Raw genomic sequence first — 24225 nt, 5'->3', positions numbered from 1 at the left:
TGCCTTCATGTGATTGTAGCTATTGCTGCTAACTAATTTTCCCGATACAAGCGAGTTTATAAATATCGACAAATCTTGGGGTGTAGACAAGATATCCCCCACACCTACCACGTTTGGGAAATAGATTTCTTTAACCGGAACCCAAGATCCTTGAAACGAGTAAGGTCTTGCTTCGAGTGATAAACTATTATTTCTTGTTGCTGCAATTGTGTTTTTCAGGCCAATCTTATTGATAATTCTTTGTTTCAGTGCTGCTTGGTAGGTTTTGTTCGTGATCTTTTCTACTATATATCCAAGCAACAAGAAGCCACCGTTTGAATACTGCTGTTTAGCTCCAGGCTCGAAATGCGGTTTTACCTGAGCAATTTTGTCAAGCAGTTCTGCTTTGGTATGTGGCTCAGTAATCCATTCGATGTTTTCGTTCACATGGTCTGAAAGGCCGCTAGTATGGCTAAGCAAATGTTCAATGGTAATTCGATTTGCATTAGGCATATTTGGAAAAAACCTGGAGAGTTTTGTGTCTAATGAAATTTTATTTTCATCAATCAGCTGGAATATCATTACTGCGGTAAAGCTCTTGGAAATAGAACCAATTCGGTATTGAGTTTGTAACGTTGCGGGATTTTTTTTGTCTCCCTCGATCTGGCTAAAGCCGATAATCTTCTCATAAATTAACTTTCCATGTTTCGTAATCATTACACTTCCCATTACCTGATTATTCGAAGAAACTGCATTTAAAAAGCTATCCAGTTTGGCAATGTGAATGTCTTGGGCCTGTGTATTATAAAAAATAGTAGTAATGAGAAATGTAAGAATAGGAGTAAGGTTTTTACACTTCATTTTTATACCATATATCCAATGGAATGGAGGAAAAATATAGAGTTGAATATTCATTTGCGTAGCAATGTAACGTTTCACAAGCACTTATTCAAGACCAGTAACCTTAAAAACACATCAAATTAATAATTTGTAAATACTAAAGCCGAGATACCGATAATCTGAATGGACCAAGTCGCTGATTATCCAGGTGTCATTTTAATCCATTTGTCCTATTGGTTTTCAAACCGACGAGGCATAATAAAAACCGCATTGTATGAAAATCACTTAACGGAGCAGTTTTATAGTAGATTAATAGCTTACATTTTTTTCAAGTAAGATAGATGTTCAGAAAATTAAAATGAATGGATTTTGATGATGTACTTAATTTTAGGATGTATTACAGTAGATTGCTTTGCCGTCTAAAAGGGAAATGATGATAATGCTCAACATGAATCCCGGCTTAATTTACATATGCTTTTTCAGCGGATAGACTTGTTGGTCAGAACTATTTATCAGTTGTTTCCATCCTAAATTGATTGTAGCCCAAATATTTAACGTTAAATCTAAATCTTCGTTTGTTGAGACAAAATTACTTTGATGCTGTAATTAAAGTGTTATGATTGATGAAGATTATAACAGAAAATGCACTAAATCAATTCATCAATCAATTTAAGTGATACGTATAAAATTTCACAATCTCATTTATTACAACTTCTGGTTTATCTTGAGGTATATTGTGGGAAGTGCCTTTTAGATATAGTAACGTTGCATTCTGCTTTCTTTTAACAAAATCTTTTTGAGAGAGTTGAAATCTTTCATTTTCCTGCTTTGAATCAAACGGTCCAAATTCTGCCATTACATCTAATATTGGTATTGTTTCTTCTAGCGAGATTTTTCGAACAATATTACTATTACTTTCCATTGCGGCTAAAACATAATAGAGCCATGATTCTTCCTTCTTAAACTGTTTGCGATCCAGCTTCTTGTAAACCTGCCTGGCAAACCTCATGTCTGCTCTTGAGGCTATCCTGGGATCAAACATCATAATACCCTTTATTAGATGAGGATTTCTATTTGCGTATAGCATAGAATAAAAAGCACCCAATGAATGACTGACCAAGAGCATATCAGAATTTCCATAACCTAATTTTGTCAGTGCAAATTCAAGCCCTTTTACTTCGTTTAAAATGTTGTATTGATTTGTATCGATATCACTCTTGCCAGAACCCTGGCGATCGTAGGTTATCACTGTAGCGTTTAGAATATTATGCGCCCGGGTTGAGATTATGTCCCATTGACTGGCACCAAGCGCTCCACCTGATTCAAATAAAATAGTTTTTGCATTACCTTTAATTACTTTGATGTGAAGACTACAGGTACCTACGTAAATAAGGGTATCAATTGTCTGAGCATAGCTTTTATTAAAGTTTGAAAATAATATTAGTGTCGCTATAATGTAGGTTTTCATTGTGGCAGTATCTTGGTGTATATTTTAGCGCGCAGCACTAGTACGTACTGAAAGTACATCTATAATTTCAGATTCTTATATTTGGACGAATTATTCGTTTATTGAGACTTTTTTATAGACTTGAAATTAAACTATGAAGTTTACAGTTAAGGGGAAGTTATTTTTGCAGGTAGATGAGAGTGTTCCTTCAAGACATTCTCACGGAAAATATTACCGCTTCCCCTGGCTTAATAGTTTGCATACCTTATAACGGTGATCCAATAGTCAAATCAATGTGGGATAGAAAAACTAAAATTACTACCTGTTTCACCTGGTTTGCTTTCTGCCCATATCACTCCATCATGTAATTTTATGATCTTTGCGCAGATGAATAGGCCGATACCGAAACCCGATACCGTATGAATGCGCTGGTTTTTGCTTCTAAAATAGGGCTTAAAGAGTTTTTCTTCCTCGCCCGGTATGATGCCTATACCCTGATCTTTCACGCTAAATATCAAATTACTGTCTTCGACCCAGAATTCTATCTGAATTGGAGATCCGGAAGGAGAATACTTTATAGCGTTGCTGATCAGATTATGTATAACCATTCCAATTCTATCCCTATCCCCATTTACCATAAGACTTTCACATTTTGTAGTGGAAATGCGATGGGTTGAGATCTCATTGATAAACTCCTCATTGAGTTCATCAATGAGATCACAAAAATTAAATTCTCTCTTCTCGATCTTCATTTCGCTAGACTCTATCCTGGAGATATTCAAAAATCCTTCGATCATCCGGCCCATTTTTGATAGCTGATGGTGGACCTTTTTAGAAATATTTGCGGCATCAACCTGTTGACCAAGATCATGTTTGTATGCTAACAGCTGTATAAATCCGCCGATTGAAGTTAGTGGTGTTTTAAGCTCGTGACTGACCATTTCTATAAACTTATTCTTCATGTGCTCTTCCTGAATAGCTCCAGTTACGTCCATCACAACAGCATATATTGATTGAGGTTTTCCTGTTTTATCTTTGCTCACCTTCCCAACTACCCGCATCCATTTCCGCTGGCCAGATATCAGGTGGCGGATAGGGTAGGTGCTATCAACCGCGGTTCCATGTTCAGCCGCATCATAGAGTACCTGATTTACTTCATCACGGTATTCCGGTTCTACTGCCTGCATTACCATTTGCCAGTCAATGTCTCCCTGTAACGGCAAACCGTAATGATTGCGGTATTCTTGGGACATTTTTGCTTTCAAGGTAGCGATGTCAAGACTACAACTTCCCATTTCAGCTGCATCCAATGCAGATTGAAGTTCTTCTTTGCGGGCAGCGATTTCAGTATTAGAGATGATGAGCGCCTCATTTAGCCTGGTAAGCTCCAGCAACTGATTTTTAGTTTCGCTTATTTCTATACCGGTGCAGACATATCCTAAAAAACGCTGATAACTATTTAGTCTTGGTGAACCTTTAATTTTTAACCATCTATACAGATTGTTTCGATCCTTTATCCTGAGCTCTGCTGAAAATGAAGCCCTGGTTGAAATCGCATTGTAAAGCTGATTATGAAAGGGCTCCAGGTCATCCCCATGGACTAGTTCCTCCCACTGGAATCTGCCCTGCGAAGGGATTCTTTCTCCCATAAACTTTTCCCAGGCAAGGTTGCGGAATTCAAGGCTTCCATATTCATCTACCATACTGATCAATACTTCTGAATCATCTGTCATGTTCTGAAGCGTCATCTCACGCTCCGAAACCATCGCCTTTTTACAGGCTATGCTGCCAATACCGAAGTTTAAAATGATTGCCCCTTGACTTTTATCTGTAGATATCATGTTATAAGACACTCCCTCAAACTCTGATTTGAAAGCATCCTTTACAGCGCTCAGGAAAAGCCTATCAAAATTTGTTCTAAACCATTGTTCCAGATCAAGTGCATAGTCCTGAATGAGATCTGGCGAACTATTTAGGATGAGTTTTAGACCAGGCGCTAAATCCATATTGACAATGGTATCCTTATCGATCTTCAAACAATCCGCAAAATAATCGTTGACCATGGAAATAGACATGCTTGGAGAAATGATCATTAAACAACTGGGCACTAAATTGAGTGAATGTTTAAGCTCAGCTGAAATATTATCTTCCATCGGTAACCGGATTATATTGTTTTAAGTAAAGTTTTTGATATATAAATTGACTATTCTTGTTCTATTAATTATCTAACCCCCCCCTTAGCCCAAATGTTTGAACTCATCTGAGTTTTCCGGGATTCTTAAATTTGCAGTTTATCGATCAATGCTTAACTTTGCTAAAATAAATAGCTAAAATCATTGCCAAAAAACTTTTTTAATTCTGCCAGGATTTCTGAGGAACACCTGGCTATAGCCCTTGCCCAGGTTAAGCTCGGCTTCTGGGAACTTGATCTTAAAACCAAACTGATTGAATGTACTGACCAGAACAGGATAAACTTCCGATTAACACCAGATCAGGTCATTACTGAGCAAACGATTATAGATTCCATATTACCTGAGGACCGGTGGCGAAGGGAGGAAGGGCTGAGGCAGGCTATGAATCCTGAAACACCTACCTATGATTTTGAAGTCCGTGTCAGGCATACCGGTAACAATATCCATTGGCTGCAGGTAAGGGGGACGGTGATTTTCGAGGATTTAAAACCAGTTCGCATAGTAGGTACAACCATTGATATAACCGAGAAAAAGGGTGCAGAAATTTTGCGTGATGAAATCTTGAATATTACTACCCATGAACTTAAATCACCCTTGTCAGTTGTGAAAGGGTACTTGCAGTTACTGCACAAATTCATTGTTAAAATTGGAGACACCAAGCATCAGCTTATTGCGGAAAGGGCAATTACTGCAAGCGGGAAGGTCGAGAGACTTATGGATGATATGATCAATAACAAGTTATATCACCAGACTGAGATGATCCTGAAAAAGGAAACTGTTAATCTTGAGGAACTGACACTAGAGGTCATTGCCAATGCCAGTCTCACCAGTGGCGATTTTGAAATCAGCCTGGCTACAAAAACAGATATTCTCAAGGTTACTGCGGATAGATACCGAATCGCACAGGTACTGACAAATCTGATCAATAATGCAATTAAGTATTCTCCAGGTGAATCCAAAATTCAGATCGAAATCTCCGGTGACCATACGAATATTCAGGTTTTGGTCATTGACTTTGGTATAGGCATATCCGAAACCGAACAGACAAAAGTTTTTGAAAAGTTCTACCGCGTGGAAAATGCTAGCACAATTGCATCCGGCAGCGGAATAGGTTTATTTCTTTGTTCAGAGATTATTGCCCAACATGGCGGTGCGATTCGGATAGAAACTAACCCTGCTGGTAAAGGAACGGTGGCCCGCTTTAATCTGCCACTTTAGATATAGGTGAAATGTCAGTAAAATTTATTCACTGACATTTCATTGTTCTAAGCTTAGGCTTTTGCCCATACGGATACTGACCCGGCCTCACAGTAAAACTCTGCCCAGCCATCTTCGCCAATAGTGACCTCTCCCTGATGATGTGATAGGTAATCACGAAATACGCTCCCTGCAAAATGAACGCCGACTTCCATCCTTTTGGTTCCCGCCGAGCCGTTTGATAAAATCACTGCGATTCCTGAATTTTGATGGCCGTCATCCCCTGATCTGGTCCAACCAATGCAGCTTGGGTGATCTAAATAATCTCTTTGTTCACCGTAGGCTTTGTCTTTTCTTAAATTCAAAAGCACCTCTAATTGTGGTAGAGGTTCCATGGTAACTTCATGGTCGAATCCATCTGTACCTTTATCGGTATAACTCGAACCATATACATCCGAGTAGAATACGCAAGGGTATCCAGCTTCCCGAAGCAGTATAACGGCATAGGCATGCGCCCTAAACCAGGGTTCTACCGTTTGCTCCAGGGACTGAAGGGGCTGGGTATCGTGATTTTCTACCAGTGTAACAGCAAGTTCAGGTAAGGCCTCTACAAGGGTGCCCTGAAGAATAGTAGTCAGATCAAAGTTTTCTCCTTCCTTTGAGGCGCGTGAAAAGTTCGCCTGAAGGCAGGCATCGAATAACGACATGCGTCTCCCGGTTGCGTTGATATAATCGAGCATGGATTGAAGATCACCCGGTGACCAGTATTCGCCGACCGTAAATAATTCCTTGCCCGTCACTGAACGCATGTGGTCCAGCCACTCATTGAAAAATTCAGCAGGCATGTGCTTGATTGCATCCAGACGGAAACCGTCCATTTCTGCGGTATGATAAAACCACTCGCCCCATTTTTTTAACTCTTCCCTCACGTGTGGGTTTCTGAAATCGATGTCAGTGAGCATCAGGTAATCATAATTCCCGTTTTCAGTGTCCAGCACATTCTCCCAACCGCTTCCATATTCGTTTTGGATGCTATAAACAGCGGACTCTTCCGTTCTGGCATCGTAATCTACGCCTGTGAAACATTGAAAGTCCCATTTAAACTGGGAATATTTACCTTCTCGGCCAGGGTAGTTAAAAACGGTGTAGGCATCAATTTCGAATGGTTCAGAAATGAACTCATTCCGGTTATCCGGATTCACTTTTCGCACGGTAACCGGCTCATGGTCGTCTGCGCCCCCCAGGTGATTGAGGACAATGTCTGAATAAACCTGGATGCCAGCCTCGCGAGCTGCGTGTACTGCATCAATGTAATCCTGTTTGGTTCCGTACTTGGTACGGATGCTTCCCTTCTGATCAAATTCGCCTAAGTCGTAAAGATCATAGGAATCATAACCAGTTGAGGATTCGCCTTCCATGCCCTTGTGAGCTGGTGGAAGCCATACTGCATCGATGCCCATGGCTTTTAACCTGCTGGCATCATCTTTTACTTTTTTCCATAAACTTCCGTCCTTTGGATAGTACCATTCAAAGTACTGCAGCATCGTATGGTTTTCCATATGTTTTTTAAGATTAATTTTTGTTAAGCATATCAACTGTGAACCATCCATAATTGTTTGAAGTTATTATGGTTAGTTGTAAGAAATTTTAATTCTCTTAAGAAAAAACCCCAAAACAATTTAGCATAGCACTCAAGGGTGGTGAGCCAACTGGGCTGCCAACATTTAAGTTTGCTTGCCCATGATCAAACCAAATATTCAATAAGTGTCTATAAACGTAATAACCTTTTTTTGCCGAAATAACCTATTGCTGAGATGGGAGGCTGGGATGAGCATATCACCAACATATCCGAAATCAAATTCCTGATTGCTACAGCCTGTAGCAGACTGGATATAGAGCATACCGACACGCTAAAAAGATTTAACTTATAAATTCATTGACGCGCTTTAAAAGTTTATCAATATCGAAAGGTTTTGGGATATATCCGTTTGCGCCCGCTTTTAAGGCAACTTCCTTACCGTCCTGAGCGGCCGACATGATCACTACCGGGATGGATGAAATATTTTTATCCTCCCGCATACGCTTCAATATCTGATCGCCGGATATAACTGGCATCCATAGATCCATTAAAACCAGTTGCGGCCTTGTATTTGAAATCAATTCCAATACCCTTTTACTGTCAGTTTCAGTGATAATTTCAAAGCCGCTTTCATCGAGCACAATTTCCAACATCTCAACTATATCCCTATCATCATCACAAATAAGAAGTTTTTTACTCATCACCACTCTCCTTTGCCTTTATTGGTAGCGTAAAACTAAATGTTGCCCCTTTTCCTGGCTCACTGTCTACCCATAGGGTTCCACCATGTTGCTTGATTATCTGGGCACATATGTATAGTCCTATGCCCATTCCAGGGAAATGTTTCTGGATGGTTGAAACCCTGAAAAACCTATCGAAAATCATTTTCTGATCTTCCTGACTGATGCCAAATCCATAGTCCGTTATGGAGACCTTTATATAATTACTCACTTCAGTAAGCATCAATTTGATTTTCCTCGAATCAGGGGAATATTTAATGGCATTGGTTATCAGATTCTGTAGCACCTGGGATATCTGTGATTCATCTGCCGGTATCGTATGGTTAGTCTGTCCTTCAAAGATTAGGATATGCTCTGGATTTCCCTCTTGTGCTTCTTCAAGCATTTCTTTAATGAGGATATTCATATCAATTGAGTCTGCATCAAGTACCAATTTTCCAGATTGTATCCTTGACATTTCCAGTAAGCTTGTGATAATGTTTTGTAGCCGGTCGATTTGTTTGCCAGATTTATTAACCATCATCGGTATTTTTGGATTAATGTCAGCAGGTAATAATCTTAATATTGTCTGGTTATAACCCTTTATGGTAGTTAGTGGAGTTTTGAGTTCATGGCTGGATACGGACAGGAAATCATCCTTCCTGTTTTCTGAAGCGCGAATTTGGGTAATATCCTCTATTGCTATTAATATTCTATCCTTAAAACTGCCTTCTATTTCAATTCTATGCGCATTAAGCAGCATGAGTTTTCGTCCAATATGTGGAAATTCGTGGTCAACCTCAAAATCCAGAACGGGATTATTAGTGGGGAGTATTTGTTCCAACAAAACCCTGAGCTGTTTGATATCCCATTGACCATTACCAAGATCATATAAAGAACGGCCGATGGTATCTCTATTTTCTACCTTGAAGGTCTTCAAAAAGAAATCATTGGCCGATATAACTTTGTACTCAGGATCTAAAACTATGAGCCCCTGACGGATGGTTTGGATGATGCTATCCAAATATTCCCTGTTTTCATTCAACTCCCGTGTTCTTTTCTCTATTTTTAGCTCTACCTGCTCACGTTCATGTTGAAGGTTTTCTTCTGCATTTTTTCTTCTGGTAATATCGTTCTGTACGCCGATGAAATGCGTCACCTGTCCAGCTTCCCCCAATATTGGTGAAATGTAAAGCTCATTCCAAAACAGTTCCCCTCCCTTTCGGTAGTTACGCAATTCTACAGTGATAGACTCACCTTCGGTAACGGCTTTTCTGATATCCTCTCTTGCCTGCTGATTGCGTTCGTTTCCCTGGAGGAAGCGGCAGTTCCGGCCGATCACTTCTTCACGTAAGTACCCTGAGAGCACTTCGAAAGCCTTATTGCAGTATATGATCGGGTTATCAAACTGTGTATTATCAGTGATGATGATGCCGGAAATTGATGAGTCAAGTGCGGACTTTAAAAGTTTAATGTTTGCGGGGTCATTCCCTGATATGGGAAGATCAGATGCATGGTTTATACTCAAAACTTGGCAATTATTATTATGTAGTCTATAACCATTAACAGTGGTGCTATAGAAATGTTTTGATATACAAATTTGACTGAGCTTTTTGGTTATTAATTCCCTTGCAGCTATTCTTTTTTTAGGAAGTGTATGATAAAATATATTACCATTTCTGAAAAACCAGACTCAGATAATATAAGTCTATTTTTTTTGCCTTGATTGGTGCACTAAACTTAAACGAGAAAAAAATATAAAGTAGGGTTAGGATACCTTCGTTTTTTGAGACAGTTTTCTTTTTGACGTAATCAGTGTAGGTAATTTTCTACTTTTGAAGCGAACTTAGTATGTGGTTGGGTTTAAAGATTTTTAGTAGTTAAGTTAACTTGCGTGTTTTTCGGCTTCCCAAAATATGGCTTTGTTGACCTAGCTAGAGGATTTCCGCTATAAGCGAAGTGATCCTTTCTTTCTATCCTTAGAATATTCTTAAAGCACTTCCGTTACTATTGTTTCCATTACTGTTCATATTATTGTGCTACAACACGCGCTGGAGGAAACTTTCAATCTATACTTGCCTCTTCTTCTTGGTTTCAGCCACATTCATTTACCTTAAGATCATCAGAACTTAGGTAATGTTGAACAACCTCGCGCTTGAAATCGTCCGAATAATGCTTTACAATTTTCATCTTTTATTGAGTTTTATGTGCTCAAAATTGTAAACCTAATTCCAAACAAGACAATCCGTATATATATTATAACTATCAGACAAAATCTGTATCGAAAAAGACTTTTGTAAAGTCCAGCATAAGTGAGCTTTCGAGCATCTCCCTTTGCTTTAAGTATCTCTTGCCATCAAAAAACTCAATGTTGATTTATCTTGTTGTCCACTGTTTTTTTTGAAAATGACCTTTCAGTTCTCGGTCGCACAAATAATTCGGATATGGATGGTCAATACATCAAGATTGATACATTTCGAAGGATCTATCTTCCGTTATCAGCCTAAGATCCGCTCTATATAAGATTATGGGATGTTCTGCAGCTAAAAACTTCCGATAATGCTTAATACCGAAAGGGGAATTGAGGTAAAAAATACATTACGCATTTGGGATCATTTTCTTTACCCTGTATTTTTAGCCCACACACAAATATAATAATGAGAAAATTACTTCAGGCAGTTTTGCTTGTAGCCTTTTGGATGGGGTTGAAAACTGAAGTGCTGGCACAGGATTTTTACGGTTAAAGGAAAAGTAGTAGATACCTCAGGAGTAGGGTTGCCGGGAGCAGTGGTGAGGATTTATGATAGCAAAGACAGTACCGCGGCTTCCACTGATCCTGATGGGAACTTTTTGTTTAGCAAACGATCAGGAAAACCCTTCATGCTCACAGCGGATTTTATTGGATATAGTTCCTACAAAGGTTCATTCGATTTTAAAAGCGGTAAAGAACTATCAATTCCGTTCATTGAACTCAAGGCTTTGTCAAATACTTTGGATGCAGTGGTTATCTCCGGAACTCCGCCGGTTAAAATTTCGGAGGATACGGTGAGTTTTAATGCAGGTGCGTTTCCTGTAAGGGAAGGGGATGGTGTCGATGAGATGCTCAAAAGATTGCCTGGGATAGAGGTTGATAAGGATGGCAATGTAACCAGCCAAGGTACTCCAGTGACTAAAATCAGGGTAAATGGCAAGGATTTTTTCGGAACGGATGTGGCCACAGCGATCAAAAATCTACCCGCTGATATCATTAAAAACCTACAGTTCATTGATGATTATGGGGACCAAGCCCGTCTTACCGGTATCAAATCCGGCGAACCTGAAAAAGTGCTCAACTTAACCATCCAGGAGGATAAAAAGAAAGGTTATTTTGCTCGTGCTGCTGCAGGTGTAGGGAATCTCGAAAGATATAACTTTAACCTGCGTGGAAATAGCATGAAAGGTGAGCGTCAACTTTCGCTTGATGCGACTTTTGCAAATGCAAACGTAAGGGGCGGAGGTGGAGATGGTATTACCACGCGAAATAAATTGGGGCTGAATTATAAAAATGAATTTAGCAAAAAGCTCTCAGCAGATTTAAGCTACAATTTTGATGACACCAAAAATTCAACCATCAGTTCCACCTTTACCCAAAGTTTTTTACAGGATAGTTTACTGAATGCCACCAGTCGCGTGGAAGATGCCAGGAGTGATAATACGGTCAGCAACAACCGCCATTCGCTCGGGGGGAATATAGAATACAAAATTGATACGTCTAACTATCTTAAAATCTCCCCTAATCTTTCATTCGAAAAAAATTCAGGAAACAATTTCAGTAGCTCCCTGACCCGTCAGGATTCTCTATCCACTGACCGCTTTGGCTCATCACTTAGCAGTGGACAAAATATCAATATTCGAACCAACGTCTTTTATAACCACAAATTTAATAAGCCTGGTAGAAGTCTTACCGGCTGGAGCAATATTGCCTATTCGAATGATGAAAACAGCAGAGATATCGATAACAGATATATAAATACTGATAAGACTAATATAGATACCCTTGTTCAAAATCAGATTAACGGGCAAAACGCTACTAATTTGCAGTTCAATATCGGAACATCTTATATGGAACCGTTAGGGAAGCATAATTTTGCTGAGATAAATAATAGCTATAACCACTCTGCCAATAAAAACTCGCGCGAAGTATTTGATGTCAATCAGGGAATCCCTGGCTTCAATAGTGAGCTAAGTAACTTATATGACTATGAGTTTACCACCAATAGGTTCGGTCTAAATTTCCGGCATATTGGCGATAAGTTAAAGTATACGGTTGGACTGAGTGCTCAGCCTGTTACCCTTAAAGGAGAGAATCTGAGCAGAAAAATAAATACGATAAACCAAACTTTCAACTTTATCCCTTCGATGCGCATTAGCTATAAATTCTCTCAGCAACGTTCTTTGGAACTCAACTATCGGGGCCGGAGCAATCAACCCAGTTTTCTTCAGTTACAGCCCATCAGCGATAATTCAGATCTGCAAAACATCGTCACAGGTAATCCTGAACTATTGCCCGAATTCATTCATGGTATAGATATGCATTATAAGCAGGCAGATTGGAATGCTGGGAAAGTGGTTTTGGCAAATCTACGGTATGAACGGATTGATGATAGAATTGTTTCCACTAAAAAACGTTTGCCAGGAAGTGTTTATCAGCAGACCAGCTATATCAATACTGATGGCTATTATAGTCTTCGTGGTGATTATGACATCAGCCAGCCGCTTTTACCTGGACGAAAACTGAGTCTGGGGCTTTCCGGTTCAGGCCAGCTTAATAATAATGTTTCATTCACGGACGATACCCGAGTTGAAGCGGAAAACTTCAACTGGCAACAGGAAGTGGAGTTGCGGGTGGATATAGAAAATGTGGTTAACCTGGAAGCCGAAGCTTCTTATTCCCAGAATATTACTCATTATTCTACAGACTTATTTCCTGAGAGAAGAACCCAACGGTTTGAATATGGCGTGGAAGGACGCACTTTTCTGTTCGATGACCTCACTTTGGGATATGATTTCAGCAAACAGATTAACATGGGCTATGACAATGGATCGGTCCGAAATCCAACACTGCTTCGTCTTTATACCGAATATAGATTTTTGAAAAATAATGCTGCAGCAATTAGGGTGGAGGGATTTGATCTGTTCAATCAAAACGCAGGAATCTCGAGGGATGTTTTTGACAATGTTATCGTTGACAGGCAAGTCAACCGTTTGGGCAGATACTTCATGTTTTCCCTGATCTTCAGAGTTCGAAACTTTGGAAGTTGACCAGGCAAATTCATGGAGGAAAAAATGTAGGGGAATAACTTATTTCTTCAGATTCACTCCTCTATCTATATTATGATCTTTTAATTTTCATAATTGGTGATTATAAATTTAAAGAGCCGATATAAAGCCCAGGTTCCATCTCGAATCCCAGTTTACTTTACATATGCTTTTCGGCGGATAGACTGCTTAGTCAGAATTATTTATCAGTTGGTTCTTCCTCAAAATTATCGAAATAAGAAAAGTCTTTTGTAATTAATCCATTTTCAATTGTAAAGATAGTACAGATTGGTAACTCAAATTTAGAATTTTCTGGACTTGTGCCGGTTGAGACGAACTCGACAATCATATGTTTACCTCCAGACGGATAGATTTGAATAATCTGGTCATGCAGATCTGGAAATATCTTATTAAGTTCAGAATACTTCGCAATTATTTGCTGTCTAGTTTGTTTTACAATTCCCTGCCCTAAAGATGGATCTTTAAACTCCGAAATGTCAGCATACATTTTGGATAACTTAGTCCAATCATGATTATTGAAATGCTCAAAATACTGTTTTACTAATTTTTCGTTATCTGATATTGCCATAGATTTTTCTTTTTTATTGCTGCAAGCACTAAAAATCAAGATTATTATAAAAAGCGTCAATATTTTCTTCATGTTTCTCTTATTCTTAAAGTTTCAACTATAGGCCGACCGCTAACTAATAGGTGTATACGATCACGAAAGCACCAAATCTCTAATGATATTTTAAAAAGGATAATCATAGTGTCAATCCTCGCGTAGAGTAAATATACATCATATTTATTAGTTTGACTAAAGGTGTTTAGTGGATGAAATCGACCGTTTGTTAGGATAGAGAGGTAAATTGCGATTTATAGATATTCGTTCAAAAACGAATGAAGTTCTCAGCCACCCTTTTTATCCTAAACAAATTATTTATGCAACTTTATTACTAAAAGTTAAAGTTTAAGAATAGTTAGTTAATCTTGCAATCTTAAATCATTATTTTTAACAAATCCTTATTTCTATGAAGAAATCCCTGTTGGTTGCGATTTTTATTATGCTATCTGTTGTCAATCGTTCTTTCGCACAAGCAGACAGCATCAAAAACTATCTAATGGATGCATTAAAGATAATGCAGACAAAATCAGTAAACAAAGCAAAAATAGATTGGAATGCAGTACAGCGCAAAGCATTAAGCGGTGTTATAAAGGCAAAAAACATTAGAGACACCTATCCAATTATTAAGGAAGCTTTAAATGCATTGAATGATTCACACTCCAATTTTTATGAACCAGAAAAAGTTCGAGCATATACCCTTGGTTACAGAGCTACTGGGCAATCCTTCCCAGTGATTAAAAGTGAAATGAAGGCCAATAAATATGCCTACATCAATTTGCCAGATATCGGATCTTTCAATAATGATGATTGGAACGAGTATTTAAACGAATTTTATAGACAGGTTAACCTCCTACACCAACAAACACCAAAAGGCTGGATTATAGATTTACGAGAAAATTTTGGAGGTATGCTTTATCCAATGTACGCTGCAGTTGCTCCATTTCTTGATGAAGCAAATGTAGTAGGCATTAAGGATGCTGAGGGTAAAATAGAATATTTTAATTACAAAAATTATAAGTTTTACGAAGGAAAAAAAGCAAGCCAATATTTTATAATTACAGAAAAACAACCAAAAAAGATTAAAAGGCCTGTAGCTATATTGGTATCAAAAAAAACAGGGAGCTCTGCAGAATTTATCACCGCTGCTTTTGTAGGACAAAAAAGGGCAGTGATTATTGGAGAAAATACACAGGGACTAACCTCAGGAAACCAAGAATACAAGTTAGCGGACGGAGCCTTTATCGCATTATCAATAGGCAATACTATAAACCGAGAAGGGAAAGAATATGCTAAAGTAGGTGAAGGAATAGTACCAAATATTATGATAAAAAAATCTTTGGATAAAAATGAGACCAACCAATCTTATCTTTCAGCAGCATACCGATATATTGACCAGAAGTAGCATAGACATCCACTGTTATCATAATGATATAATTTAGAATTGGCAACTTTTGGAATTTATACATCGTATCATTTGAGATAGTTTTTAGGTGATGATTATCAAACACAATAAAAACTTAAAACTATCAAGTTGCTTTTAAACTACTCAAATCATGCATTGAAAAACATTCATTTTGTGAGACAATTTTTCTTTTTGCCCTAACAGATAAAGTAAACATACATCGAAAGAAAGATATACAGTAAGTGATTGATAATTATTAAGTAGAAAATTTCTGTCAAATAAAAAGAGCCAACATTTTTATAAAATGTTGGCTCCATCAATACCTGACTTTTAATTATTTTACATCACCTTTAACCTTGTTTGCAGTACGCTGACCAGGAAGATAGATTTGAAAACCAAAAGATAAGTTTAAATTATTTTGTGTAGTAGCACTACCAAATCCTATTAATCCATTGTATTTTAACAAAGTTTCTAAACCAATATTTGGCGTAATAAAATAGGCAAAACCGGGACCAACACTTAAGTTTAAGCCGTTAGTATTTCCACCACCCTTGCTTACGTTAACACCGCCAATACCAGCAGTTGCTTCAGCAAAGAAACGACCATGACGTAGAACTTCCACGTCTGATCCAGCGTAATAACGACCTAATGCGCCAACACCGTAACTGGTTGTTGTATTCGAGTTTTTAGCAGTTTCCAGGCCGAAGTTTACATAACCACCCAAAGCAAGGTTATCTTGTATAAACCAAGCAGCTTTTGGCGTAATATCCACGCTGAAAATTTTTGGATCGTCAAGACCAAGGTTAATATTAGTCAAATTTCCACCAACCATTACGTTGCCTTTTTGAATTTGTGCGTTAGCTACACCAGCAAATAATGCGAAAGAAAATAAGCTCGAGATAAAAATTTTTTTCATATAATGTTTTGTAAATTATACCATAACTGCTATGGCTATTTGTAAAACAGCTACCAAACGATAAAGTTTTAATAACTTTTTGGGCTAGTTGGTTTTTAGCCGATTAGCGTTATAACATGATGTTATTGTGATAAATAAAATGATTAATTAATATTTACTAAACCATTAATTAAACTTTTCGTTTTTTGAGACAATTTTGAAAACTCATAGAAGGTCGATTTTCTACCCTTCCGCCAGTCTACGAGTTGTGAAGTGAGAGAATGTTATGTACTGGCTTTGGCTTCTAGAAAATAAATTAATTCAGGATAAAAATCCTCTATGCTTTCATAATTATTGCCATCCTCGGTATATCTATCCATGAATAAATACAAATTATTTGCCAATCTAAAATGCTTTGCCTGATTGGAAATCTCCTCCTCGCCACTCTCCTTTCCATATTTTATTGCAAGTATTTTTGCTACAAAAGCCCTTACTAGAAGTTCATCTACCTCATTTTCCCATTGCTCATCAGCTAATCTCTTTCCCTTAGTTGTTGTTAAGAAACTATTTTTGATCTTATATAGTCGGGCATGATACTTTTTTACAAAATTTCTTAGATAAATATGGCTCGACTCATGAGCAACCACATTTACTGCTGGCTCAAAGTTGACTAAGCTATCATCCGTTAGCTTCTTGGATCTATCTTCGATATATCCTGCCTTAACCATGATATTATCATTAAAGATTTTATTGCTCGAGGGTATTGCATTGCTTCCATGGTTGCACAAAATATCAGTATAAATGACGTATTGGCCCTTTTGTTTGGATCTATAGAAAGAATCTACAGTGTTTAGAATTCCGCTGTTCTTGATATATGATATACCATTTTTATTAACGCGTTCGTAAACTGAATGATTTTCTTTGATGAATCTTTCTACCTGGCAACTTTTATAGAATTTATTAAATTGCAATAGAAAGCTATCCAAAGGAGCATTTCTAATATAAGTGATTTCAGGTTTAACGATTAATTTAAAGGGATAACGTTTTGATAAAAAAAGACCTAACGACGCCATGTCAGGTCCGTCCCAATTTTTTAGTTTCCTATACCAATTTAAGGAAGGGTCATCGTTGTACTTTTTAAAATAGGCTTTCACATCGCGATAATAGGTGGATGGTGTTGGCTTTGTGTCGAGGGTATCGGCGGTTGCCAATGTATAAAATATACTAAGTGCCTCAACTCTTGGGTCAGTTTTGATTGACAATATTTCTTGCCCGTACGATACACCAGCATGTATTGTAAATATTAAGGATAAAAAAGATGGTAAAAGGAATTTTTGAAACATGGTCTCGAATCTATAAAGAATTTGAAGAAAGACAAAATTTTAGGGATTATGCCACTCGAGTGATTATAGTTAAAAATTTTAATGCTTAGTAATTAAGACACTTTCTGTCATAATAGTTTCGACAATTTACCTCTATAAGAGGTGCATAGAGTATTGATCACTTTAGCAGGGTATGAGGCTAAACCATTATACTCCAATTATAATTCAAGCTAACCACTTATTAATATGATTAACCGCAAGGGGCTATGAATTTTTTTAGTGGGCTGGCAAAACAAGATCTAGTTAGCCACTTCTCTTAACTATTCCTGACACGTGAAATATTTCACTATTTTTCATATCTCTAAAAAAACCTATTATGAGATGTTTCCCTTACTCATATTTTAAGACACTTACCGCATTTGCATTGGCGACACGATAGGATTGGAGGGTGACTATAATTAGCGTAATTAGCAAAGATGCTGTCACCGCAAATACAAAAGGCCAAATGCTAATTGAACTCCGGTATGCAAAATTTGCAAGCCACTTACTTACTAATACATATGCAAGCGGCCAGGCAATTACATTTGCAATTAATACCAGCTTAATAAACGAACCGTTTAACATTGTTACTAATTCTAAATTCGAAGCGCCCAGTATTTTTCTAATAGCTACTTCACGGGATCGTTGTGCAGCTATGAAGGAGACTAATCCAAATAACCCAATAAATGCAATGAACATGATCAAAGCACCAAATGTTGTTAGCAGGATCCCAGTAATCCGTTCTGATTCATAGTATTGTTGGATATCATCATCTATAAATTTCGCATTGTAAATTTCATTGGGAAACATATTCGTCCATATTGCCTCAATCTCTTTTTTGGTGTTTTGGATTTGTGATTGGTCAAGCTTTATGCCCATACTGTAGTATTGCCGTTTTTCCTGGTAGAATATCATTGGTGATATTTGCTCTTTTAGTGATTGATCATTGAAATCCTTTACAATTCCAACGATTGGCCCTGTCCTCCCATTTTGTGATATTATTTTCCCCAATGCTAATCGAGGGTCAGAAATCCCAATTTTTTTAATAAATGTTTCATTTGTAATATAGGCATTTGCGGTATCGCTTTTGCCATATACTTTTCCAGCTATAAATTCTAATGCGAATAAATCAAAATAATGTTCATCACTCATGCTTAGCCTCACCTCAAAATCTTTGTTCTCTCGACCGTCGATGTAAAAATTTGTGGTGTTCATTAAACCTGATAATGGGGGTCTTGCGAAAAAGCTTAGCATTTTTATGCCTTTTACCTGCGACATCTTATTCCGAAAAAGCGGTTGATGGCTCAAACTGGCACTATCACCTGGAAAATTAATTAGCATGATATGGTCTTTTTCAAAACCTAATGGTTTTTCTCTCATGTAGTTCATCTGTCTTATCACCATCAATGTTCCAATAATCAGTATCACAGTAACAGCGAACTGAGCTACAATCAGCAGCGTTCTAAAACTTATAATTCCTGTTTGAATTCTAATTCTGTTTTTAAGTGCTGACACCGGATTTAAGCCAGAGAGTATTAATGCAGGATAAAATCCTGCGAGGGCGCTTACTACAATAAGCAATATTACTAGGAAACCAGCCATTCCTACATTCAAAGATAGCGCTGAAGATATTGGAACTTTTAAAAAAGAAGATAGCGGAGAAAGTGCCAGCTCTGAGAATATGCATGCTATAGTCATTGAGCTTGCTGTAATAAGTATTGTTTCAGTAAGAAACTGAATAACCAGTTGCGGCCTTATTGCGCCCATCACTTTTCTTACCCCAACCTCTTTCCCCCGATTTACAGATTGAGCGGTTGCAAGATTTATAAAATTGATACATGCGGAAGTCATTAAAAAAATTGCAATTAGCCCAAGTCCGAAGACATCATTTCGGGTAACAGCCGTATCTGCAAAATTGCTATACTGTTGGCTAAAATGGATGTCCTTTAGCGCCTGCAATTTATATTGCTGCTGTCCTGGTAATTTTTTTTGCTGTAAGTATTTGTTACTAAGCTTTTTCAAGGAATGATTAAAAGTTGTAACTGAAGCATCTTTGCTCAGTAGGGCAAAGCATTGATTATAGGAACTCACGCTTTCCCAATCTTGGTTTTTATTTCCCCAGAAGGTAGAAAAGCTTGCCATAATCTCCATTGGAACGCTACTGCTGCTTGGAATGTCTTTAAATATGCCAACAACCCGTAACGGTACAGAGTTCCAGAGCGTCACGATTTTATTCTCTGCCTCTTTAGTAGAACCAAAAAGTAATTTTGAAGTTCTTTCAGACAGCACTACAGTGTTTGGTGCCGAAAGAGCACTGTTGGATTTTCCCGAAACCCAGTTAACCTGCAGTATGTCGAACAGCGCCGGCTCGACGAAATATAGTTCTCGATTTGCCTTATATTTAATTGTTCCTTCTCCATCTTTTACGATTATAACTCCGCTGTTTCGTGAAATTCTTGCGATTTTTTCAATCCCTGCTAATTCTGCCTGAACAGCAGGTGCAAAAGGGAAGGGCACACCTGAAGAATAATCATCAAAATTATTGTATTTCCAATCCGTAACAAATCTATAAATCCGGTCTCCGTTATTAAAATGCCTGTCATAACTCTGCTGAAATTTTATAAACGTAAATATTAAAATGCAACCGGTCATTCCAATAGTTAGACCAAGTATATTTACGCAAGTATATAACTTATTGCTGTATAGATTTCTTAGAGCAATTTTAAGATTTAATTTAAACATTGAGCAATTTTCGAATTTTATCACCATTCATCATGCCAGTTGTTTTTTCGCTGTTTAAACTTACTGGTGAGCTTAAAACATCTAGTGTGCATCTAATGCAATGTCCGTAAACGAACAAAACTGTACGATTGTGAACATAGGTACTATACTATGAAAGAAAATTTTTGTTCTAATTCCTAGTATCCATTTACAGCGCAAAGAATATTGTACATGCATGGGTTCTAATCTTCGTTTTTTTAGACAAATTCTAGTATAGAATTCTTCGCCTATCAAAATTGGTCGTTTTTATACAAAATATTTATATCTCAAACTTCTAACCTAGCCCAAGGCGACTTTCTTTAGGCATAGCTTAAATCATGTATCAGAACATATCCTTTTACAGACTATACTAGGTTGCTATTTGTTTAAACCATTTTAATGAGATTTCGATTAGCCTCTTTTTATGGTGTGCTAAAGCTGTCATTTACAAAGGGCAGTTATTTCTTAATCAGTCACTTAATTTTAATGTTTTTCATTGTTAGCGATATATTCTAAAGTCTCTTTTAACCAGTCGTTACTTTTAAGCACCACATCTGGGTTAACCCGACACCCTCTATTGAATTTCCGCTGCGGGTAATGATTTGGCAATTTGGAATAAACAGCCAGAAAACAGTATCTGTGTTTGGAGAGTGGTAACCCTGCGACGTTCCAGGATTACCTGCGCCAGCTGTTGTTTCGCCTAAAATAATTGCTCGCTTCATCTCCTTTGCTGTAAGTCCAAAGTACTCCGCCGCAGAAAATGTATTTTTAGAGGAAATGATGTAAATTGGCTTGTCGAACAATTTTGACCCATCGATATAATTAAATACCACCTCACTTTGGTGCCAGCATATGGATCTTTTAACGTTTGCTGAGCAAGTTCAGATAAAGGATCAGGAAGTGTATTCTTAAAATTAATGATAGCCTTTCCTTGTCTATTATATGTACTTGTTTTTATCTGAAGAGCGAGCACATCTCTGCTCCAGCCATTTTCAATTGTTTCTTGTTATAAAAATATGCTTCGTTTACATCATTTGCTTTACCAAATATTAATATATTGTGACCCCATGGGATTTGCATTACTGGGTGTTGAGTTATTCTATTATTAAGATCATTAGATATTTGTAATTGTCCAACAGCTTGTTGGACAATTGAAGATTGATTAAATTTAAAGAACTGCTTTGCATAAGCAAGATTTGTTCTGGAGAGTCCTTTTATGTTAGGAAATTCATACTTTAAATCCTTTGATACTTGTTCTAGAATCTTATTTCCCCAGTTACTTTGTTCTGTTTTCTCTGAAATCATTTTGCCTAAATCCTAGTAAAAGCAGATTACAGCTGAATTTACAGCAATGGAGGTTTTCAATTGTATAGATCTAACTTTGGACTTGAGATCGTTAAGCCAATCTTCGTATTCCTTCGTTTTTGAGAGAAAAGATTTTGATTTCTTGTTATATAAAGGTCAACCCTATCCGCTTATTTAGTCCCATTTCAAAAATCCGAATCAAGGTAGAAAGCTGAATGTTCCCTTTGGCATTCTCTAATTTGGATATATAGCTTTTTTTTGTGCAAGTCCTTTCTGCAAGTTCTTGTTGCGTGATTTTAGCCTCTTTTCTAGCATCTTTAAGCATCTCACTAATGATGAACATTTGAGAACTTTCTTCATACTTATTTCGTGAATCAGATCCAATCTCTCCATGTTCAACTTCAATCAATTGATCAAAGGTTTGTATGTTGTTGTATTTCTTCATTTTTATTGTTTTTGATTTTAAAGTATTCCTTCATTAAGGCTACAGCTTTATCCAGTTCATTGCTTGGCGTCTTTTGCGTCTTCTTTTGAAAAGCGTTAAAGAGAACAATTAATTTTCCCTTATCGAAGCAGCAAAATATCCGATAAATATTGGATTTGTATTCAATTCTGATTTTGTGCAGCCCAGATGTTCCTGTTAGATGTTTTAAAAATTTTTCAGGTACTTTTTCAACTTGTTTGATGAGCTCAAGAACATATTGAATTTTATGTTTTACCTTTTCATCCTGATCTTGATAAAATTCGATAAAGTGTTTTCCATGAAAAATGATTTGCCTTCCCATCACCAAAAAGTTATCTTAAAAGATAACATAATGCAAAATTATTCTAATTTTTTTGTCATTGACTAACTCAGTAAATGAATATAAGATTACTTTCGTTTTCTGAGACAAAATTCACGCTATAGATTTTTTGACCTATCACAAATCCATCATTAACGGCCTATGATTTCCACATTGCTGTGTGGTTGATTTATCCTCAAGGTATCAAGATATTAAAAATTGTGCCACCCATATCTGTTCATTTTATGGTCTAGGATAGTGTTTTCGAAGCCATATGGATACCTGATTCTCGGGTATAGCATCCCATTCTTTTTCGCCTGCAACCACTTTAAAGTGACCTACAAGCCGGTATGGCTCATTATTAATGGAGTTATCAAAGAAATATCCTTGGTAGGCAATCTCTGATGCTTCCTTAAGCAGTTCCATAGAACGCACATATCTTTTTTCAATTCGATCAGCCGGTACATGATGACCACCTTCTTTGACTCTTAGTGCTACGCAGAACTTATTAATTTCAGGAGATTCCGTTCCAACGAAATAAAGGTAAACCTTGTATCCTGTTTCAGCGGCTAGACGCATATCATCTAAGTTTGATTCATGTGAAAACAGTTTCAAACGAGAAACGTCGCTTAGCTGCAATAAATGCATGTCTAAGGAATCTTGCAATAATTTGCGCAATACGATCTAAAGATTCTGCTTTGGTCAAAGAAAGTTTGCGTCCAGAAATTGTAATGGATTTACTAAATTGTTCTACTGAAAAGTCGCCGGATAAAAGCCCGGAAGTTTCGCCAAATTTAACAAGGTTCTCTATCGTACAGTCAACTTCATAAGGTTGAAAAGAAAACTTATTGATCTTCAAACTTTGTGCAATATCGTCTGCATTAATGTAAACTCCCACGTCAAGTTTAACGTTCTCATTTACTTCAGTTTCACGAATTCTTTTGATAACGGTACTTTTACCTGAACCATTTGGACCAGCAAAAATCCTAAGACGAAGTTGTGGTGTGATTTGTTCTGACAATATATGATAGACTTAAGCCTCTTGAAGCTTTTCGATTTGTTCGAACTTTCCATCTTGATATTCCTTCACTACCCAGCCAGCTTTAACAGTTACTACATAACCCATCAATTCCATTGCGTTCTTAGCAGCAGCTTTACCAGCACTCCTTGCTTTACTTACAACAATTCGCTTAGTTAGATAAGCAAACCCATCGCTTGTTCTTGATCTACTTGTTGATTTACTTGCCATAATATTTAAAGATACAAAAATAACACGTTATTTTAATAATATCTATTTTAATTTAAGCATTGGTAAGATCACCAACTTAAACTTCTCCTATAATTACAACCACATAATTGACACCAAAACTTGTATAAAAATTTATATGAATTAGAAAGGCGTTAGAGGACTTTATAAAGATAGAGTTCAACAGCTCTTCTTTGATTTTATTTTGTATAGCATAATATTTTAAAAAGGATGCTGAAAGACCATAAGATAAGCACAAATCAAAGCTTTAAGAAATATCATTTTAAAAATCGAAATTATTCGGCTACTTAAGAGAATACAGTTCTGTCCTAAATGTCATTTCAATGAGAATCTAAATAAGATTTACATTGTTCTCTAGAACCTGGAAAACAGATTGTTCGTTTTGTAAGACCAATGGCTTTAGAAGTGAGATGATTCAGCAAATCATGACTTTTACCTTTATTGATAAGTTCAGACTTGTCGGTTTGCTTTCACATTTCTACTGAGCGCATTTCGAGATGGATCTTAATTAGATAGCAAAAATATTTCCAATAAACCGCATGTTGTCAAACGGATAATCATTTGACAGGTAGGATTT

At 37.2% G+C, this 24225-nt stretch carries 20 protein-coding genes; 3 read left to right on the top strand and 17 right to left on the bottom strand.

The genetic code is table 11. The features are described from left to right. The 3 genes from OQZ33_RS23170 to OQZ33_RS23160 all read right to left on the bottom strand — a co-directional run. On the bottom strand, positions 1 to 840 hold an 840-nt coding region (locus tag OQZ33_RS23170; protein WP_265801894.1), incomplete at its 3' end, for a serine hydrolase domain-containing protein. Between the two features lie 643 nt (positions 841 to 1483). Then, a complete protein-coding gene (locus tag OQZ33_RS23165) occupies positions 1484 to 2287 on the bottom strand; it encodes an alpha/beta fold hydrolase (RefSeq protein WP_265801893.1) in 804 nt (267 codons plus the stop codon). A 269-nt stretch (positions 2288 to 2556) separates the two neighbouring features. Further along, on the bottom strand, positions 2557 to 4419 hold the full coding sequence (locus OQZ33_RS23160) for an ATP-binding protein (protein WP_265801891.1): 1863 nt from the start codon (positions 4417 to 4419) through the stop codon (positions 2557 to 2559). A gap of 183 nt (positions 4420 to 4602) precedes the next feature. Here OQZ33_RS23160 and OQZ33_RS23155 point away from each other — a divergent pair, with 183 nt between their 5' ends. Further along, positions 4603 to 5676 (top strand): PAS domain-containing sensor histidine kinase, encoded by a 1074-nt coding sequence (locus OQZ33_RS23155; RefSeq protein WP_265801890.1) that lies wholly within the window; start codon positions 4603 to 4605, stop codon positions 5674 to 5676. 53 nt (positions 5677 to 5729) lie between these two features. On the opposite strand, the gene OQZ33_RS23150 is transcribed toward OQZ33_RS23155, so the two are convergent. The 3 genes from OQZ33_RS23150 to OQZ33_RS23140 all read right to left on the bottom strand — a co-directional run bounded on the left by OQZ33_RS23150 (position 5730) and on the right by OQZ33_RS23140 (position 9481). Next, the gene (locus OQZ33_RS23150; RefSeq protein WP_265801889.1) at positions 5730 to 7214 is read right to left on the bottom strand and encodes an alpha-amylase; all 1485 of its coding nucleotides are present in this window, start codon (positions 7212 to 7214) and stop codon (positions 5730 to 5732) included. 361 nt (positions 7215 to 7575) lie between these two features. Then, positions 7576 to 7935 carry a response regulator gene (locus OQZ33_RS23145; RefSeq protein WP_265801888.1) on the bottom strand — a complete coding sequence of 120 codons (360 nt, stop codon included), beginning with the start codon at positions 7933 to 7935 and terminating at the stop codon, positions 7576 to 7578. Continuing rightward, positions 7928 to 9481 carry an ATP-binding protein gene (locus OQZ33_RS23140; protein WP_265801887.1) on the bottom strand — a complete coding sequence of 518 codons (1554 nt, stop codon included), beginning with the start codon at positions 9479 to 9481 and terminating at the stop codon, positions 7928 to 7930. The genes OQZ33_RS23145 and OQZ33_RS23140 overlap by 8 nt, the downstream gene beginning before the upstream one ends. 1184 nt (positions 9482 to 10665) lie before the next feature. On the opposite strand from OQZ33_RS23140, the gene OQZ33_RS23135 reads away from it, so the two are divergent. Continuing rightward, on the top strand, positions 10666 to 13254 hold the full coding sequence (locus tag OQZ33_RS23135) for an outer membrane beta-barrel protein (RefSeq protein WP_322975131.1): 2589 nt from the start codon (positions 10666 to 10668) through the stop codon (positions 13252 to 13254). 196 nt (positions 13255 to 13450) lie between these two features. Here the strand turns inward: OQZ33_RS23135 and OQZ33_RS23130 are convergent, their stop codons facing one another. Then, positions 13451 to 13912: a nuclear transport factor 2 family protein gene (locus OQZ33_RS23130; protein ID WP_265801886.1), complete on the bottom strand. Its 462-nt coding sequence runs from the start codon at positions 13910 to 13912 to the stop codon at positions 13451 to 13453. A 370-nt stretch (positions 13913 to 14282) separates the two neighbouring features. Here OQZ33_RS23130 and OQZ33_RS23125 point away from each other — a divergent pair, with 370 nt between their 5' ends. After that, positions 14283 to 15278 (top strand): S41 family peptidase, encoded by a 996-nt coding sequence (locus tag OQZ33_RS23125; RefSeq protein WP_265801885.1) that lies wholly within the window; start codon positions 14283 to 14285, stop codon positions 15276 to 15278. A gap of 334 nt (positions 15279 to 15612) precedes the next feature. Here the strand turns inward: OQZ33_RS23125 and OQZ33_RS23120 are convergent, their stop codons facing one another. From OQZ33_RS23120 to OQZ33_RS23075, 10 genes are all read right to left on the bottom strand, one after another. Continuing rightward, positions 15613 to 16194 carry a hypothetical protein gene (locus tag OQZ33_RS23120; RefSeq protein ID WP_265801884.1) on the bottom strand — a complete coding sequence of 194 codons (582 nt, stop codon included), beginning with the start codon at positions 16192 to 16194 and terminating at the stop codon, positions 15613 to 15615. A 263-nt stretch (positions 16195 to 16457) separates the two neighbouring features. After that, positions 16458 to 17516 (bottom strand): DUF4932 domain-containing protein, encoded by a 1059-nt coding sequence (locus tag OQZ33_RS23115; protein ID WP_265801883.1) that lies wholly within the window; start codon positions 17514 to 17516, stop codon positions 16458 to 16460. 369 nt (positions 17517 to 17885) lie between these two features. Continuing rightward, a complete protein-coding gene (locus OQZ33_RS23110) occupies positions 17886 to 20276 on the bottom strand; it encodes an ABC transporter permease (protein WP_265801881.1) in 2391 nt (796 codons plus the stop codon). Positions 20277 to 20818: 542 nt separating this feature from the next. Beyond that, entirely contained in the window at positions 20819 to 21097 is a 279-nt protein-coding gene (locus tag OQZ33_RS23105; RefSeq protein WP_265801880.1) for a S41 family peptidase, read from the bottom strand. 151 nt (positions 21098 to 21248) lie between these two features. Beyond that, positions 21249 to 21599, bottom strand: a complete 351-nt coding sequence (locus tag OQZ33_RS23100; protein WP_265801879.1) for a DUF1016 N-terminal domain-containing protein — start codon at positions 21597 to 21599, stop codon at positions 21249 to 21251. Positions 21600 to 21744: 145 nt separating this feature from the next. Beyond that, on the bottom strand, positions 21745 to 22044 hold the full coding sequence (locus tag OQZ33_RS23095; RefSeq protein WP_265801878.1) for a helix-turn-helix domain-containing protein: 300 nt from the start codon (positions 22042 to 22044) through the stop codon (positions 21745 to 21747). After that, a complete protein-coding gene (locus OQZ33_RS23090) occupies positions 22013 to 22384 on the bottom strand; it encodes a type II toxin-antitoxin system RelE/ParE family toxin (RefSeq protein ID WP_265801877.1) in 372 nt (123 codons plus the stop codon). The genes OQZ33_RS23095 and OQZ33_RS23090 overlap by 32 nt, the downstream gene beginning before the upstream one ends. A gap of 240 nt (positions 22385 to 22624) precedes the next feature. Beyond that, the gene (locus OQZ33_RS23085; protein WP_265801875.1) at positions 22625 to 22960 is read right to left on the bottom strand and encodes a hypothetical protein; all 336 of its coding nucleotides are present in this window, start codon (positions 22958 to 22960) and stop codon (positions 22625 to 22627) included. 16 nt (positions 22961 to 22976) lie between these two features. Continuing rightward, positions 22977 to 23402 (bottom strand): hypothetical protein, encoded by a 426-nt coding sequence (locus OQZ33_RS23080; RefSeq protein WP_265801874.1) that lies wholly within the window; start codon positions 23400 to 23402, stop codon positions 22977 to 22979. 12 nt (positions 23403 to 23414) lie between these two features. Beyond that, a complete protein-coding gene (locus OQZ33_RS23075; RefSeq protein WP_265801872.1) occupies positions 23415 to 23630 on the bottom strand; it encodes a hypothetical protein in 216 nt (71 codons plus the stop codon). Between the last annotated feature and the right edge of the window lie 595 nt (positions 23631 to 24225).

Source organism: Pedobacter sp. MC2016-05 (genome assembly GCF_026239735.1).
Lineage (GTDB): Bacteria > Bacteroidota > Bacteroidia > Sphingobacteriales > Sphingobacteriaceae > Pedobacter.
This window is presented reverse-complemented; position numbering and strand designations above follow the sequence as displayed.

What these genes read in the sequence shown, in the direction of transcription:
- OQZ33_RS23115 (WP_265801883.1), bottom strand. Translation starts at nt 17,516, where the DNA reads ATGTTTCAAAAATTCCTTTTACCATCTTTTTTATCCTTAATATTTACA.
- OQZ33_RS23160 (WP_265801891.1), bottom strand. Translation starts at nt 4,419, where the DNA reads ATGGAAGATAATATTTCAGCTGAGCTTAAACATTCACTCAATTTAGTG.
- OQZ33_RS23120 (WP_265801884.1), bottom strand. Translation starts at nt 16,194, where the DNA reads ATGAAAAAAATTTTTATCTCGAGCTTATTTTCTTTCGCATTATTTGCT.
- OQZ33_RS23100 (WP_265801879.1), bottom strand. Translation starts at nt 21,599, where the DNA reads ATGATTTCAGAGAAAACAGAACAAAGTAACTGGGGAAATAAGATTCTA.
- OQZ33_RS23075 (WP_265801872.1), bottom strand. Translation starts at nt 23,630, where the DNA reads ATGGCAAGTAAATCAACAAGTAGATCAAGAACAAGCGATGGGTTTGCT.
- OQZ33_RS23150 (WP_265801889.1), bottom strand. Translation starts at nt 7,214, where the DNA reads ATGGAAAACCATACGATGCTGCAGTACTTTGAATGGTACTATCCAAAG.
- OQZ33_RS23145 (WP_265801888.1), bottom strand. Translation starts at nt 7,935, where the DNA reads ATGAGTAAAAAACTTCTTATTTGTGATGATGATAGGGATATAGTTGAG.
- OQZ33_RS23085 (WP_265801875.1), bottom strand. Translation starts at nt 22,960, where the DNA reads ATGCGTCTAGCCGCTGAAACAGGATACAAGGTTTACCTTTATTTCGTT.
- OQZ33_RS23110 (WP_265801881.1), bottom strand. Translation starts at nt 20,276, where the DNA reads ATGTTTAAATTAAATCTTAAAATTGCTCTAAGAAATCTATACAGCAAT.
- OQZ33_RS23125 (WP_265801885.1), top strand. Translation starts at nt 14,283, where the DNA reads ATGAAGAAATCCCTGTTGGTTGCGATTTTTATTATGCTATCTGTTGTC.
- OQZ33_RS23095 (WP_265801878.1), bottom strand. Translation starts at nt 22,044, where the DNA reads ATGAAGAAATACAACAACATACAAACCTTTGATCAATTGATTGAAGTT.
- OQZ33_RS23165 (WP_265801893.1), bottom strand. Translation starts at nt 2,287, where the DNA reads ATGAAAACCTACATTATAGCGACACTAATATTATTTTCAAACTTTAAT.
- OQZ33_RS23090 (WP_265801877.1), bottom strand. Translation starts at nt 22,384, where the DNA reads ATGGGAAGGCAAATCATTTTTCATGGAAAACACTTTATCGAATTTTAT.
- OQZ33_RS23130 (WP_265801886.1), bottom strand. Translation starts at nt 13,912, where the DNA reads ATGAAGAAAATATTGACGCTTTTTATAATAATCTTGATTTTTAGTGCT.